Origin of the sequence: Photobacterium galatheae (assembly GCF_000695255.1) — a bacterium.
Taxonomy (GTDB): Bacteria; Pseudomonadota; Gammaproteobacteria; order Enterobacterales; family Vibrionaceae; genus Photobacterium; species Photobacterium galatheae.
The window spans coordinates 1-13,756 of the sequence record NZ_JMIB01000049.1; the positions used below are offsets into that span (position 1 = coordinate 1).

The 13,756-nt window shown below is 48.6% G+C and carries 17 protein-coding genes; 2 read left to right on the plus strand and 15 right to left on the minus strand.

Annotated elements, in window-relative coordinates; genetic code table 11:
- Positions 1-113: 113 nt before the first annotated feature.
- From EA58_RS20235 to EA58_RS20245, 3 genes are all read right to left on the minus strand, one after another.
- Positions 114-761 (minus strand): hypothetical protein, encoded by a 648-nt coding sequence (locus EA58_RS20235; RefSeq protein ID WP_152548134.1) that lies wholly within the window; start codon positions 759-761, stop codon positions 114-116.
- A 121-nt stretch (positions 762-882) separates the two neighbouring features.
- Positions 883-1,092 (minus strand): hypothetical protein, encoded by a 210-nt coding sequence (locus EA58_RS21835; RefSeq protein WP_036757345.1) that lies wholly within the window; start codon positions 1,090-1,092, stop codon positions 883-885.
- Entirely contained in the window at positions 1,089-1,301 is a 213-nt protein-coding gene (locus EA58_RS20245) for a hypothetical protein (RefSeq protein WP_036757348.1), read from the minus strand. Before EA58_RS20245 ends, EA58_RS21835 begins: the two co-directional genes overlap by 4 nt.
- A gap of 360 nt (positions 1,302-1,661) precedes the next feature.
- On the opposite strand from EA58_RS20245, the gene EA58_RS20250 reads away from it, so the two are divergent.
- On the plus strand, positions 1,662-2,033 hold the full coding sequence (locus EA58_RS20250; RefSeq protein WP_036757351.1) for a hypothetical protein: 372 nt from the start codon (positions 1,662-1,664) through the stop codon (positions 2,031-2,033).
- Between the two features lie 263 nt (positions 2,034-2,296).
- Here the strand turns inward: EA58_RS20250 and EA58_RS20255 are convergent, their stop codons facing one another.
- The 11 genes from EA58_RS20255 to EA58_RS20300 form a co-directional block, all read right to left on the minus strand.
- A complete protein-coding gene (locus EA58_RS20255) occupies positions 2,297-3,181 on the minus strand; it encodes a putative phage abortive infection protein (RefSeq protein WP_036757353.1) in 885 nt (294 codons plus the stop codon).
- Between the two features lie 126 nt (positions 3,182-3,307).
- A complete protein-coding gene (locus EA58_RS21465; protein ID WP_081819777.1) occupies positions 3,308-3,496 on the minus strand; it encodes a hypothetical protein in 189 nt (62 codons plus the stop codon).
- A gap of 104 nt (positions 3,497-3,600) precedes the next feature.
- Entirely contained in the window at positions 3,601-4,689 is a 1,089-nt protein-coding gene (locus EA58_RS20260) for a hypothetical protein (RefSeq protein WP_036757381.1), read from the minus strand.
- A gap of 5 nt (positions 4,690-4,694) precedes the next feature.
- Positions 4,695-6,062, minus strand: a complete 1,368-nt coding sequence (locus tag EA58_RS20265) for a hypothetical protein (protein ID WP_036757355.1) — start codon at positions 6,060-6,062, stop codon at positions 4,695-4,697.
- A complete protein-coding gene (locus EA58_RS20270) occupies positions 6,059-7,657 on the minus strand; it encodes a hypothetical protein (protein ID WP_036757357.1) in 1,599 nt (532 codons plus the stop codon). Before EA58_RS20270 ends, EA58_RS20265 begins: the two co-directional genes overlap by 4 nt.
- Positions 7,650-8,627: a hypothetical protein gene (locus EA58_RS22090; RefSeq protein ID WP_036757360.1), complete on the minus strand. Its 978-nt coding sequence runs from the start codon at positions 8,625-8,627 to the stop codon at positions 7,650-7,652. Before EA58_RS22090 ends, EA58_RS20270 begins: the two co-directional genes overlap by 8 nt.
- 9 nt (positions 8,628-8,636) lie before the next feature.
- Complete coding sequence (locus EA58_RS20280) at positions 8,637-9,311, minus strand: hypothetical protein (RefSeq protein ID WP_036757363.1); 675 nt, start codon at positions 9,309-9,311, stop codon at positions 8,637-8,639.
- Between the two features lie 315 nt (positions 9,312-9,626).
- Positions 9,627-9,977 (minus strand): STAS-like domain-containing protein, encoded by a 351-nt coding sequence (locus EA58_RS22245; RefSeq protein WP_081819778.1) that lies wholly within the window; start codon positions 9,975-9,977, stop codon positions 9,627-9,629.
- The gene (locus EA58_RS21625) at positions 9,913-10,788 is read right to left on the minus strand and encodes a histidine kinase (RefSeq protein WP_036757367.1); all 876 of its coding nucleotides are present in this window, start codon (positions 10,786-10,788) and stop codon (positions 9,913-9,915) included. Before EA58_RS21625 ends, EA58_RS22245 begins: the two co-directional genes overlap by 65 nt.
- An 11-nt stretch (positions 10,789-10,799) precedes the next feature.
- Positions 10,800-11,060 (minus strand): hypothetical protein, encoded by a 261-nt coding sequence (locus EA58_RS20295; protein WP_036757370.1) that lies wholly within the window; start codon positions 11,058-11,060, stop codon positions 10,800-10,802.
- Positions 11,057-12,079 (minus strand): tyrosine-type recombinase/integrase, encoded by a 1,023-nt coding sequence (locus EA58_RS20300; RefSeq protein ID WP_036757373.1) that lies wholly within the window; start codon positions 12,077-12,079, stop codon positions 11,057-11,059. The genes EA58_RS20295 and EA58_RS20300 overlap by 4 nt, the downstream gene beginning before the upstream one ends.
- 641 nt (positions 12,080-12,720) lie before the next feature.
- Between EA58_RS20300 and EA58_RS20305 the strand changes: the two genes are divergently transcribed.
- Positions 12,721-13,281: a glycoside hydrolase family 108 protein gene (locus EA58_RS20305; protein ID WP_036757375.1), complete on the plus strand. Its 561-nt coding sequence runs from the start codon at positions 12,721-12,723 to the stop codon at positions 13,279-13,281.
- Between the two features lie 124 nt (positions 13,282-13,405).
- Here the strand turns inward: EA58_RS20305 and EA58_RS20310 are convergent, their stop codons facing one another.
- A complete protein-coding gene (locus tag EA58_RS20310) occupies positions 13,406-13,636 on the minus strand; it encodes a hypothetical protein (RefSeq protein ID WP_036757378.1) in 231 nt (76 codons plus the stop codon).
- Positions 13,637-13,756 lie beyond the last annotated feature (120 nt).

Below are 13,756 nucleotides of genomic sequence, written 5' to 3' on the forward strand. Positions count from 1 at the left end.
AAACGGAAAAGCCCCTGAGGGTTAACTCAGGGGCTCGGTCGCCATCAATATGGGCAGGGTGTCAAAGGTTTGGAAGCGGTGGGAGGGGGGAAACACGCTAGACGACGGGTTTTCTAATCTTTCTTATAGTTTTTAACATATTGCTTTAAATATACATTTAGCTCATTAACCGCCAGCCTGAATTCCCTCATCAGCTTCTTATATTCTATATTTACGTTTTTTAGAACATTCAGTTCGGATTCTGTTATTGGCGGTTCCAAAAATAGTAACTTCTCTAAAATACTTATTCTAGAATTTAAAGACTCTATTAGGCTTGCGTAAGATGGTTCGACGATAAAATCACTACGTTCATCATTCCATTCAGAAAGAAGCTTAGCCCCCTCTTTTACTACAGTTAATAGCCTTTCTTGTACATCTACCCAACCTGAGTAACTTGGATTACGTAAATACTCGTCAATTGTCACAGTAACCGCTACATTTTGATACGCAGAAAATTGAGTGCTTTTAGCGCTAAGATTAATTAAATCTTTTCTTGCTTTTCTCGCAAAAAAATAGTTAATTCCTTCTTCGCCTGTTACAACAACATGTTTTATCCCATCCGTTATTTTCACGATAGAGTCGCCAATATCTCCTAAAGATTTTGCAACCTCTGTAAGAACTTCAATTTTTGAGGTTTGATTAGATGCTGCAACTGATATTTGCATCGTTAATATAACTAAAATCATTAATGTAAGTTTCAATTTATTCGCCAAAATATTCATACCAAATTATTTTACTCGAACAGAAAAACCAACTCGTTACATTTTAGTAATAAAAAGGAAGTGTGACAAATAAACTTACACCCTTGTCTGTTAATTTATTTTCACTCAATAAAACAGTAAATTATCCCACTGGCACCTTCACCCATTTCTTGCACCTGCATAGCGCTACACCTTCGGCGACTTTGACGCAGCGGGAGCGGATGACGCCCTGGTGGGTGAAGATGCAGTGGCCGCAGTCGCAGACGACGGCGGGGTATGGCCCCGCCAGTTCCTGGTACATGGCATCGAGTCGTTTTGGTTCAAGTTCGGTGACGTTGGCCTGTGCCATCATTCTGCCTCCATCTTGAGTAAGGCGATGTCGAGCTTGTCGCCGATAGATGCAAACAGATAAAAGAGTTGTTCAGCGGTGAGGGTTTCAACCGGGCCTGAGGTTGCGCCGGAGATTGCGGCTAACCCGCCAATCATTTCCCGGGCTTCGAGGACTAAGGTGTGCGGATCTTTGTTGATTGCCTGGAAAGCAGAAGCTGAGTTTATAGACATAGCATGTCTCCGTTGAGATGCAAATTTACATTGCCACTCGGAGAACGCTAATACTCGTGGGTGGCAACTCGGACAAGGTTAGCGTTACCGGTCTCAACGATACCGGCGCGACCGAAGTCGCCCCTGCCCGAGCCGCCATAGAATACAGCTTTTCTAAGGTGTGCGCGAACGCCGCCCAACAAAAAAGACGCTGAGCGCGTCTTCTGAGGGCTCGTTGAGTATTTGCCGGACGCTAACCCGGATAACAGATTTTGCTGTTATGCATTTAGACTAATTGCGCATTTTGTGAAAGTCAAGGTTTACAGGCAGTGATGTTGGAGTATGATTTATGCTCACACTGTAGCATAAGGAAAATGCACCATGAGATTGCTGATTGGTACACTCTGCGCGTTCATCCCATTCACAATAAATGCAGCAGAATTCAACGGTAAAGAACTACTTCAACAAATTAAGACGCTTCAAGCGCAAGGGAAACAATTGCATTCGACATATGATTTAAGTGATCTCAATCAGCTTAGACGGTGTGCGAATGAATCCAATCCACTAAGAGTTCAGGCAAAAGGACTGCCGGAACAAGTCTTGAAGCTTGATGACTTTGCACTCCGTGTTCCACTAAACCAAGCTGCTCACTTGTCTTTCTCATGTGTGTATTGCTCAGATAGTGCTATTGAGTCATGCGATAAGATGGATAAGTATTTAGAGCGTGCAGAAAAACTTGTCAACAAATCTTAACTGGTAAGAGATAAGAATGCCTAAATTTATCGAGCTACACACATCCTATTCAGAGAAAGCAATAATTAACCATGAGCAAATAACTAGAATTCAAAGACACTCTGAAGATGTAAACTATTCAGTAATATTTTTCAACAATCAAGGTTACATTCAAGTTAGGGAAGACTATAATCAGTTATGTAAATTTCTAGATGATCTTATTATCAACTCATAAATTAAAAGCCTGGATTTATTCAGGCTTTTAATTTACAAACCAGTATCAATCATTCAGTTTCAAACTGAACTTTTCCAAAATCCGCAAGGTATTTATGATTACTTTTCCCAAAAGCTTCTTTTTTATACATTGTGACTTCCCTTACATCAATATCTTGTAGAGGTGGCAAATGTTCTAGAAAATTATACTTTTCAATTAAACACTTAAACTTACCAGAACCAATTTCACTTAAACAATTATAAAACAACAAAGCCAACTCTGAACTTGATAATTGCGCCCTTAAAAGATTCGTATACAATTTCTTATCAACAACACTAGATTCATCTACAAACTTCAGAATTTGATAAATATTTCTAAAGTAATGACCAATAACACTTCCATAAACACGATGAAAGTCCAAATATTGAATATGTTTTTCTGTTATCGGTTCATCTTTAAAACCATTGTAATACAAGTAGTGTCTATACTCTCCATCCATGAATTTATTCATATATAAAACTTTAACAGCTTCACGACCAAAAATTTTACTTTTTTCTTTACCAAACTTGTGCTCTACGTAAATTGAGTTCAATATCTCATTGTATAAACTAAGCAATTGAAAAAATGTAGTTTCAAAGTTTTGTTTATTAAGAGCTTGAGTTTGTAGCTTAAACTGTTCACCTTGTGCTTTAATTTCTTCTCTCGTTTCCTTTAACTCTTTAGATTGCAAATATATTGATACAATAATCCCCGCAAAGGCAAACCCTGAAAACAATGTATTTAAAGCACCAAATGAATCACCTAGAGTACCTAAATCACCTTGTAAGACTGTTTCTTTAGGGGTGAATACATATCCCATCCATGAAGGATAAAAAAACCAAGCTATAGAAATTACTGCAAGTAACATGGGAATCAATAAATAACCCATAAAACCACTTTTCTTTTCAGAACTCATATAAAACCTTTATACCCTAACTAATCCATATAAGGGTATATTCTTGAACCACATGAAATTAGTCAACTCATTTTATATGAAATGCATACCTCATTTTGAGGTATGCAAGGCTTTTAATGGCGGCGTTTAGCAGTTAACAACAGGCACACTCACCCACCGCTTACACCGGCACAGAGCAATGCCCTCGCCGATTTTCACGCAACGGGATCGGATCACGCCTTCGCTGTCGCAGATGCGGTGGCCGCATTCGCAGACAATTTCATTCACAATGGGTTTCGCTGAGTGGAACTGAGGGAGTTGTTGTGCGGTATTCATGATTTATGCTCCTAGCTTTCTGCCGTTCGTCTGCGCTGGCTTGTACTGATGTAGCTCATTATATCCAAGTTACATAGGCAAAATTGCCCAATTTTTCAGCAGCATCAAAGGGTCCCGGTATCAATGCCCTTGCGCTTCAGCAAGGGTTCCAGGTGCTTCCAGGGGGTGGCGATCATGTTCTCTTTCAGGTGGCCCTGTTGCAGGGCTGCAACTTTTTTATCGTGGCCCAGCACGGCTTTCTGCCCCTTCCGGCTCTGGCCTTTCAGCCAGCTGATGCGGTCGGTCTGGCTGGTTCTGTCTTCCTCTGTCACTTCATCCACAAACACCACCTGCTCATAACTCAGCGTATTGGGGTGTGCCGGCCACGGGCTTTTGCCTTTCGGGTACACACCTTTGCCCAGTCCGTACAGATTGGCCCGGGCGTGCATATCACAGATGTCTGGCTTCGGGTGGTTTGGGCTGAGCTTGAATTGTGTGCCGACGACGAACTCATCTTCAAAGGCAGCGTTCTGAAAAGCCATGCCGTGCGCCCGGTTGATTTCGGTGCGCATCACGCGCTTGATTTGCGAGTAAGGTGCGCCATCGTTCACCATAAGTTCCTGCGCGACTGTACGGCTGATGCCCGCTGCATTCGACAGCCCTGCGTTGCGGGCAATGTCGGCAGGCACCGGCTGGCTGCGCTGCCGGAACGCCTGAGCTGCCTCGCTGGCCGACTGCCCCAGAATCACCGCTCGTTCAACCGCCTGTGTGATCACTTCCCGTGCATGGCAGTCGACCCGCCAGAGCCGGTCGCTCAGTTGCAGGCCGTCTTTGTGAGTCATGGTACGCACGGCCAGCACGGCTTCATCAATGGATTGACTGACAGTCGCGGCCGCAACAGTGGTGCTGAATGTGGTCCCGCCATGCTGCGCGGCCTGAACAATATAGCCATCCACCATGCTGGCCTGTGTTTGCGCCAGTTGGTCCAACAGGGTTTCAATCTCGCGGGTTAAGGTTTGCAGCTGGGAAAGGCGAACCTCGCCCAGCTCGTCGGCCGCATTCATGACCAGAAACTGAATTTCCGACAGCACCGACTGATACAGCACCCCCAGTTCATTCATGGCTGTGGCATCAAGTTCATTGGTGGCTCGTTCTGCGGCTTTCATCGCCCGGCGAATGGTGGCCTTCACCTGCGTGCGGGTGTTGTCTGTCATGGTGATCACCCGTTCGTGATTGAGGTGGCACTCTCGCCTTTCGGCTGGTTGCCCGGGGTAATACTGACATCCGGTTTGCCGCTTTGTGGCAGGTGCGGGTCGGGATACGGATCCCGGCTGTTGGCTTCCTCTTCGCGCATGCTTTCGGCACGCTGCACATCAACCCCCGCCGATTCCCACGCCAATTTGCGCGGCATACCCAGCGCCTGATATTTCAGGGCCAGGTCTGCGCGCTGGTTCTTGGTGTCGGTCATCCGTTCAACGAACTGAACCTGAAACTGGTACGAATCCGGATTCAGCCCGGCAAGCAGCAGTTGCAGTTTAAAGCCGTCCTGATAGGCGTAGGCCAGCGCATCCTGCAGGGCGTCGATTTCTTCGTAGTAGTCCTGCTTGAGATCGTCCAGAATGTCCCGCGCCATGCCGTCGACATAACCGAACAGCCCTTTCGGTGCAGGGGCACCCGAGAAGAAGGCATCGACCAGCAGGCTGATGTCGGCAATCTGGTCCATGTTGGCATCCCCGCTGACGGCCGTGACCGACAGTTTGTTGCCGTAAAAGTCGGTGGCGATTTCCCCGCTCTGGCCTTCCACCCGCTCGCGGTATTCATCCAGCGCAGCTTTGTCGGCCCCGTCGAGCGAATGCGCCAGTTTCTGCGGCGCACGGGTACGGCGACGGATCACCAAATCTTCTTCCGTCATCACCAGTTTCTGCCAGATGGTGCGGTTCGCATCCAGATACGGCCTGCCCATACAGCCCATGTCATCGAAGTTATCCGGGTCAAGCCGACTGACCGTGAGCTGCCAAAGCGGAAAGGTGCAGAGTTCCTGCCAGGTAATCGGGTCGATCTGGCGGAAAGCGCGTTTCGGATCTTTGAAGCGGCCCGTGGTGTCGACAATGGGAATGATGGTTTCGGTCGGCATGCGAATGGCATTGGTGACCTGCATGGCTTCGTTCACCACCCATTGCAGCGGCAAGTTGCCTTCTTTGGCCAGCCCGCCCGCGTCGCTCATCAACTTGGCGCGATTGTTGAGCTGCAACCGGGTGATGAATTGCTGCCACTGCTTGTTCACGCGCTGGTTTTCTTTACCAATCCAGTGCAGTTTCAGCCCGCCTTTGGTGGCATCTCTGGCGATACGGCGGTGAATTTTCTTCACCCTCGGATCGATTTTGTCCATGTGACGCAGGGTGATGATGGCTGCGCGCAGGTTGGGATCGCACTGCATCATGTCATACAGGTACTGCACCGAGCGCTCGGGGTCGGCAATGTGGCCTTTGTCGGAGTGTTGCTGGCCGCTCTGGTTGCCCGGGGTATTGGGCGCGGAAGCCAGTGGCTTGTTTTTCACAGCCGCCCAGATGCGGGAAATCATGCTCATGAAAGGTTCCTTAACAGGTTCAGGCTGCTTGGGCTGCCCAACAGCTGGTCACGGGTTCTGTGGTTAATGGTGATGATGCTAGGGACAGGTGCAGCGCCCTGCGTGACCAGCGCCCAATGCGAGGCCATGTGGGCATCAAACAGGTCATCGCCGATAGACGCTTTCACCATTTTGTAGCTGGAATAACTGCCGGCTTTCACGGGAGTGGGTTTGATGTTGCGGAGCTGCCTTGGCAGTTTGGCGTAGTCTTCCAATTCCGGATCGTTCTCGCGGTCGTCGACGTATGGCAGCACCATCTGGCGGTTGTGATACGCGCTGCGCAGCGACTGAGCCATCTGGTGTTTGGCGTACCCTTCAAAGCGTAATGGTGAGAAGGCCCATTCTGGCCATGTTGAAGCGGTACTCTCACCGCCCCCGATGGCGCGGCGGTCGATTTGCGTCAGACCTTCCGCAAAGAGATCGTCATTTACCTGAGTCAGCAGGCCGATACCGAAGGCATCGCCGATGGCGTAATCGGGCCGGAAGTAGCGCCAGAATCCCACCAGATCCCGCCGGATAATGCCTTCGTCTGTGCCCGGGTGCCATGTTTTGCAGAAGATGACGACCGAGAAGTTGCCGACCTGTTCTTCTACCACGATGGAGGAACGCGACGAGGCCGGGTTTTCACCGTGGCCTGTGTGGTCGTAGCCGAAAGCAATCACACCGCGCTTTTTGTACACGGTGTATGGTGCCGGGGCGCTGGGTTCCAGCCCAATACGGGCGCCAACCTGAATTGCGTTACGGATGTACTTTTCCCAGATCAGGTTTTTGGCAGCAACGTTAATGCAGAGCAGCTGACGGATGTATTCATCCTCGGGCAGCTGCTTGCGCATGCTCATGATGAAGTCTTCATTGAGGATGCCCAGCTCGATGCCGAGGTAACAGTCGACCGTTGGCAGACAGGTGTACTCGCCAGAATCAATCAGGCCGCTGAGGGTATCGGCGCCTTTAAATACACCTGTGATGCGAATTTGCGGTTTATTAATCGACGCTTTGCTGGCACCCAGTCGGCGGCTGGAGCCCATCATCAGCAGGAAACGACCATACAGGCGATCGGCATCGAGGTCATCGACCTCTTCCAGTGATGCCCAGGTTAAGTCGCCGCCATCGACGTTGGCCATGATGCCGTATGCCCGGGCTTTCGAGCGGTTGGCGAATTCGTAATAGGTGTCGGCCAGCTGCCTGCGGCCCGATTTGTAGGCCAGGTAACCGCTGAGAATATCCGATCGCCGAATGGCGTCGAGGTGGTAGCCGAGGTTGACCAGAGACTGCGCTTCACGCGGGGCGACAATCCCGCCTTCCTGATCGGCATGAATGGCGTTCCACTCCAGAAAGTACATCTCTTTGACGGCTGTTTTCCCGGTTCGCCGACAGCTGAAATCGACGGTGTTCGGGTGCAAGTCCATCTCTTCCATTTTCAACAGCTGCATCGGGTCCAGCTCGACATTGTGAACGTGCTTGTGCCACATGCCGTGATTTCCGGCATAACGCTGGATTTCCTTTTCAGCCAGGCTCTGGATTTCTATCCGCTGCGCGGCGCTGAGGCGCTCAGCCATTCGGGTTCACCTCGCTGAAGTCGCCCTCTTCGGCACTGCTGTCCTGATTGTGCTCAATCAGAATGTCGTCGCGTCGCACCCGGTTCTGAGAACGGGCGATCATTTCCTTCAGGCCGGACATTTGCTCGGTCATCTTGCGCTGATAATCGAGTGCCGATTCCCGTTCCTCTTCCTGATCAATCGTCCGGCCCATTTCGATGCCGTGGTCGACCTGCACTTTTGGCGTCATGTTCAGATCCGCCAGAGACAGGTTGTTTTTGCTCAGCAGCTCCATCATGGGCTTGAGCAACGGGTGCGCTTTTATTTCTTCAATGGTCACCATTTCGCCGTTAGTGCCTTTGTAGCGGCCGATATGGAATCCGCCTTCTTTGTCGAAGTCGTACACCGGATTTCGCAGCGAGACGCCATCCGCCACGATGGTTTGCATCATATCCTGAAAAATCGCGGCAAGGTTTGCCTGGTTAATTGCATGCAGTTCGGTGAGCTTTGACGGGTCGGCCGACTGAAAGGCGATCAGGTGCTGCATCATCAGTTCGGTGCGCTTGATGCAGGCGGGTTGCGTGGCGCAGTAGGTATGGTCGACATCGCAGGTGGCACATTGCGGGTATTTTCCGGGCCGGGCTGGGAAAAACAGAGCCGTTTTGGCATTGGCGCCATGCTTCAGGGCGTTGAATCGCGTGATTGCCTGCTCTGCGACAGTTGGGTGCCCGGCCAGATTCGATGCGGAGCGTGCTTTGCCTTCCGGCGTTTTCGGCCCTGTGGAGGCGAGCACAGCGCAAAACTGCCCCACTTCCCACGGTACTTGCTGCACTTCGCGCTGGCAGTTGCTGCAGGTTCCAAAATAGCGGTAAGGATGCGCACGCTTGGGCTCATCCTCAATACGGACTGGTGCCGCTCTGAAGGTGAAACTGCAGTCACCACATTTGAAGGTGACAGTTTCACGCGGCGGGTTCGGCTTCTTCTCACTCATGGCGATACGTTAATGAGCCAGCGCCGGAGACTGGAGGGATTCAAGCTGTTTCTTCACTCTGCCCAGATGGCTGATCGAGATGTCATCACCCAGCCATTTGTAGAGCTGCTGGCGAATCCGGTCGAACGGCACATCGGCCCGCAGCAGTTCGACGATCAGGATATCGCGCAGATGGTTGTTCCACACCCGGAACACCGGCACGTACACGCGCAGCTTCTTTCGGTTCGGTTGATAGGCCGCTTTGAACAGCTCCCGCCAGATGAAGCGATACTGTTCTGAATCCACCGCCACATAAATTTCGAACCACGCGGCCGCCAGGCGCTGGGCGTCCAGCCAGTCTTCGAATTCATCGGCCGTCATCGCTTCATGAGTGTACGAGTAAAGCAGCACCGGCATGCGCAGTCGCCGTTCGGTACGCAAGGTTTCCAGCTTTCGCCAGACCGTGAGGAACAACTCAGGGCCAAGGTGATCTGCAATGGTTTTCCAATGCGGCGGAAGCGGCAAGCTGTCGACGGCTTTCTGCAGTTCGGAGGCACTCAGGGAAAGTTCTAATTGGGTGCAGTTATCCAGGTACCCACCTCCCCCTGTGGAGACGCGCGTTTTCCTATGCCGAGCCCCCACCCCTTGGTCGGTGATGGTGTGGTGATGAAGAACAGGTGAGATATTGAGAATTAAGCTGCGCATTTCCTGATTCCTTCTGAAAACTGAAGCCAGTCATCATCAGGGCTCGGACACCGCAGTAAGATTGTGAGTTGCGCATTCTGCCGTTATGCGCAACTGGGTCTGATAAAAAGTTCTAAGACTTTGGACGGTTTTGGCCGTTTCGAAAGCGAGTTCTCAAGGTCTGTAAAATCGTCCGTCAACGTCCAGTATATCTGACATCCCTGGAAAAGTTAAAGACGGGTTATGTAAGTTCTAAGACTTAAGAGAAAACCAAGAAAAAGAGAACGCACAAGCTATTGAGGCAGAAAAGAATTGACACAGCTAATTACTGTGCCACTAAGAGGTCAACTTGGCTCTTTGATAAATAACAAGTTTAAGTAGAGTTCTTGATGATACAGATACGTTCACCAACTTAACTCGCGCTCTAAACTGATCTAACCCAATAGCTTCTACCAGTCGTCCAATGCATTCGTCGGCAAATGAAGGACTTAAGTTAATATTACCAAGATCAATGATAATGTTGTTCTCAGTATTAAGACAATTCAGCAAGTACTTTCGAGCTTCAGCTCCACCTTCTCGAGTAGATAACCCATTAAATTTCTTGGTTATTTCTATTGGTTCATTAAAACAAATCATCAAAGTCATCCTCACACATCCCTGGAGGCATAGGCCACCGATTGTATACATCTCTAGCTATCAATGGTTTATCAGTGTTCCATTCAAGTATTATTATGGTTCCTCCCCACGTAAAGTTCATTTTCTTCTGCTGCACATTCCTTTCGCAAAGTTGAAACACTTCATCACCTGATGCGACAATTAAATTTCCGTTATTAATTTCAATCAAATCTCTGGCAAAAGTAAGGCCATAACCAGAATGCCCATTTCCAGGTTTTGATGTCACGCTATACTCACAAGCTAAAGCACATGCGTTTTCTGACGATAATCGATGATTTAACATCGGATTGTGTGCTAAAGATCCTCTAATACCCATCCCTGTATCGATAATCGCTAATTGCGCAAGATTTCCATTTGGCCAAGTTTGCGCCCCTGTTAATGCATAATGCTTATGGCTTCTTCCAGAATGGTGATAACTATTTCCAAGCAGCTCAGACAATAAAATTTCCAACCCATCGATAGCAAGAGATCCATTTCTCAGTCGTTGAAAAACTTGCACGTACTCTTGCGTTATAGAAGCAACACTACGCTCATCAACTACAGGGCGTACTTCAACAAATCTACCAGCGGTTGCATGACAATTTACATTTACAGGTGGTGTTAAGCCTATCGCTTCCCAAAGCTTAACTCTCGCTAGATACGATACTACAGCTTGTGGGGCGTTAATAGTTAAGTTATTCCAGCCTAAACAGCTGGCTTGAGCTGCAAGCATTAGCGAATGATAAGGTTTCCAGAAATTTGGAGCTGGTCCTTTCCCTTTTTCTGCAGCACCAGCTAATGAGCCTAACCATGATTCAAAGTCATTTAAGCTTGTTTTTTGCATCCTGTTCCCACCTATTCCATTGGTTCAGTCCAAAATACTAAAATGTCGGCTTCTTTTATCAGTGTTACCGTACAACTTTGACTATATAAGACATATCCCGCATATGCATTAAATTGAACCTTGTCACCTTTTTTTAACCCTCTCACAAATTGCCCAACGGCAATTACCCTCCCCTGATTAGAAGGTAAACTCGAAATGGATATATCATTCCCTTCAGAGCGAACGGATTCACGCTCAACCACCACCCAATCATGCAACGGCCGTAACTTCATACTTTTCTCCCCTTCTGCATCTCGCGCAGCAGCTCAGACACTGGCGTGTTGATTTTGCCCAATGGATTGCCCTTATCGAGCACTGTTGTCATCTTGCGCATAGCAATGTGTGTGTAAATGGCGGAAGTCTTTGGGTCTGAATGCCCCATCAGAGATTGGATCTGCAGTGTGGATGCATCTGATTCTGCCAGTTCGGTGCCGAACAGATGACGCAGGGCATGCGGATGTGCCTGATCTTCAGGAACACCGGCAGCAATGGCGTAACGCTTAATCATTCTGTCGACGGCCCGGGACGATAACCGCCGGAGTTCGCCGCGGTGTTCCCATTCCGGAATGTGGCGATTTCGCATGTTCACGAACAGTACCTGATCACCGTTTTCCAATAAACGGTCAATATCAGCCAAAGTGGGATGGCCTAAATAGGCCTGAACAAGCAGCATGGCTTCGGAAGGCACAGGTACCATTCGTTCTTTTTCACCTTTCTCTTTCAGCAAAATTGCCAGACGATCAGCATCCTGATGTTTGTACCAAATCAGATTCGATTCATTCAGGCCGCACACCCCGGAAACACGAAAGCCGCACCCAAGCAGTAACGCAAGAATCGCGCTATCCCGTATGCCAGAAAACTCGGACAAATCGGGCTGCAGCAAAATGGCTTCAGCACTGTGCAAACCCATTGCTCTGGGTAAACGTCTGCCGGACTTCGGATACACCAGATGGACTGCCGGGTTATCCTGAATGTGCCGGCGCTGGTAAAGGTATTTGTAAAATCCCCGGATTGCAGCCACGGCCACCTTGCGTGAAGCTGCTGAATAGCCCATTCGGTGCAAGTAGCCGCCACTGAATTGCTCCAATTTTCCCAAAGTGGCTTCAACGTACTGGCAATCAAGAAAGATGTTTAGTTGTTCCAGTACCTTCCGATACTTGATTACCGTTTTTGCACTGCAGTTCTCGTTAGTTTTCTTCCACTCCAAATACTGTTCAATGACTTCAAGATCGAGTTTTTCGGCGGTTGGCATTTTGGGGGACACCTTGTCCAACTAAATTTGCTGCAATATAAATTTGAGATGAAGGCAGTCAGAGGGAATCACTCACCTTCTCTAACCTGTGGACACCACCGCCTCTACCTTCCCTGTCTATATCTCTCTATCTCTCTCTTTTTAAAAAGAAAAAAGAAAAGAAAGAGGTCAAAAGGGGAAAGGACGTGCCAGAGTAAATCACAGCAAAAAATCAAACTCACGGATAACTTGTGGGACTGAAACAGAGCGAAAAACACAGTAAAAACATGTATTTGAACCAGAGAGTAAAATAAAACCACAGGTTAAGGCCGTTTTCAGAATGCGCATCCTACCGAGATATAACAAGGCATAGCTAAAATCTATCAATAAACGAAAATCAATAGCTGTCAGCAACAAACATAAACGCATAATTACGCACGAATATGCAAGGTTGCGCCGCCCCTTTTCCTTCCGTGCTAAAAATCCAATCCGGCGCCCATAAACCTCTTAGGGGGTACGGGGGAAAATGAAATTGGATAAGAAGGTACATTGCGATGATGGCCGTTTTTTATATAGGCTGATAACACTTGCCCCAGCAACAGAAAGCCCTCTGATGACATTTCCGACAGGTTAAGAATGCGCATAGACCTAAGGAGGCGACTATGCGTAATCAGCCGGCAACACGCTCTCTGGAGCAAATCATCAACGAGGTTCTGATAAAAGAAGGCCATCATTCCAACGATGCTGATGATCTTGGTGGCAGTACAACCTGGGGAATCACTGAAGCTGTCGCCAGGAAAAACGGATATACCGGACCCATGTCAGACATGACACAAGCCATCGCATGCGACATTTACTTTAACAGCTATATCAAAGCCCCACGCTTCAGCGATATTCACGCCATCAGCGCTTTCATTGGTGAGGAAGTGATTGATACTGGCATCAACATGGGCACAAGTATCGCTGCAAAGTTTCTTCAGCGCTGGCTGAACGCGTACAACAACAGCCAGGCATACTATAAAGACCTGATCGTTGATGGTCATATCGGTCCCGCAACCCTATCGGCTTTAGAAGCTTATTTATTACGCCGAGGTACTGAAGGCGAACAGATATTATGGCGTTCTTTAAACTGCAGTCAGGGTGCTCGATATTTGGATATCAGTGAGGCGCGTGAAAAGAATGAAAAGTTCATCTATGGTTGGATGAAGAACCGAATTTCATAGCAAAAAGTGGTTCCAAAACCCCTCGCTAACCTACTGATTTATAAGACTTCAGCGAATCCCAAAACTCACTCTCCAGAGGCATGGTTTTCATGCCTTTATTATTACTAATCAATCAGTTAACTCGTTAATCATCGTGTCTTGACATGGTGGGGGTCGGTGGTTCGAGTCCACTCGGTCGTACCAAACAGAGAAGCAGAGAAGCCCGTTCGAAAGAGCGGGCTTTTTCTTTGCGTTTAGAGTATCGACCAGCGATCAGCTTGGTCTTTTCGAAATCCAGCAACAGCCCCGTTTCCTGCAGTTTGAGTTTGCGCAGCGAAATCCGTTCATCGCTTTTGAGCTGGCGGATTTTCAGCAAAGCATCCGGATCAGTTCGAAGTGCCGGTTGCCGTGTGTAATCTGGTTTTCGGCGAACTTCTTCACCTGGTCGTCGGACATTTCAGCCCTTTGGTGTTCGCTTCGAACAGTGCGATCAGTT

Coding starts and splice junctions, on each gene's coding strand:
- EA58_RS20250 (WP_036757351.1), top strand. CDS start 1,662: ATGAGATTGCTGATTGGTACACTCTGCGCGTTCATCCCATTCACAATA.
- EA58_RS20295 (WP_036757370.1), bottom strand. CDS start 11,060: ATGAAGTTACGGCCGTTGCATGATTGGGTGGTGGTTGAGCGTGAATCC.
- EA58_RS20305 (WP_036757375.1), top strand. CDS start 12,721: ATGCGTAATCAGCCGGCAACACGCTCTCTGGAGCAAATCATCAACGAG.
- EA58_RS21625 (WP_036757367.1), bottom strand. CDS start 10,788: ATGCAAAAAACAAGCTTAAATGACTTTGAATCATGGTTAGGCTCATTA.
- EA58_RS20265 (WP_036757355.1), bottom strand. CDS start 6,062: ATGAGCATGATTTCCCGCATCTGGGCGGCTGTGAAAAACAAGCCACTG.
- EA58_RS20255 (WP_036757353.1), bottom strand. CDS start 3,181: ATGAGTTCTGAAAAGAAAAGTGGTTTTATGGGTTATTTATTGATTCCC.
- EA58_RS20245 (WP_036757348.1), bottom strand. CDS start 1,301: ATGTCTATAAACTCAGCTTCTGCTTTCCAGGCAATCAACAAAGATCCG.
- EA58_RS20260 (WP_036757381.1), bottom strand. CDS start 4,689: ATGACAGACAACACCCGCACGCAGGTGAAGGCCACCATTCGCCGGGCG.
- EA58_RS22090 (WP_036757360.1), bottom strand. CDS start 8,627: ATGAGTGAGAAGAAGCCGAACCCGCCGCGTGAAACTGTCACCTTCAAA.
- EA58_RS22245 (WP_081819778.1), bottom strand. CDS start 9,977: ATGTATACAATCGGTGGCCTATGCCTCCAGGGATGTGTGAGGATGACT.
- EA58_RS20280 (WP_036757363.1), bottom strand. CDS start 9,311: ATGCGCAGCTTAATTCTCAATATCTCACCTGTTCTTCATCACCACACC.
- EA58_RS21465 (WP_081819777.1), bottom strand. CDS start 3,496: ATGAATACCGCACAACAACTCCCTCAGTTCCACTCAGCGAAACCCATT.
- EA58_RS20270 (WP_036757357.1), bottom strand. CDS start 7,657: ATGGCTGAGCGCCTCAGCGCCGCGCAGCGGATAGAAATCCAGAGCCTG.
- EA58_RS20300 (WP_036757373.1), bottom strand. CDS start 12,079: ATGCCAACCGCCGAAAAACTCGATCTTGAAGTCATTGAACAGTATTTG.
- EA58_RS20235 (WP_152548134.1), bottom strand. CDS start 761: ATGAATATTTTGGCGAATAAATTGAAACTTACATTAATGATTTTAGTT.
- EA58_RS21835 (WP_036757345.1), bottom strand. CDS start 1,092: ATGATGGCACAGGCCAACGTCACCGAACTTGAACCAAAACGACTCGAT.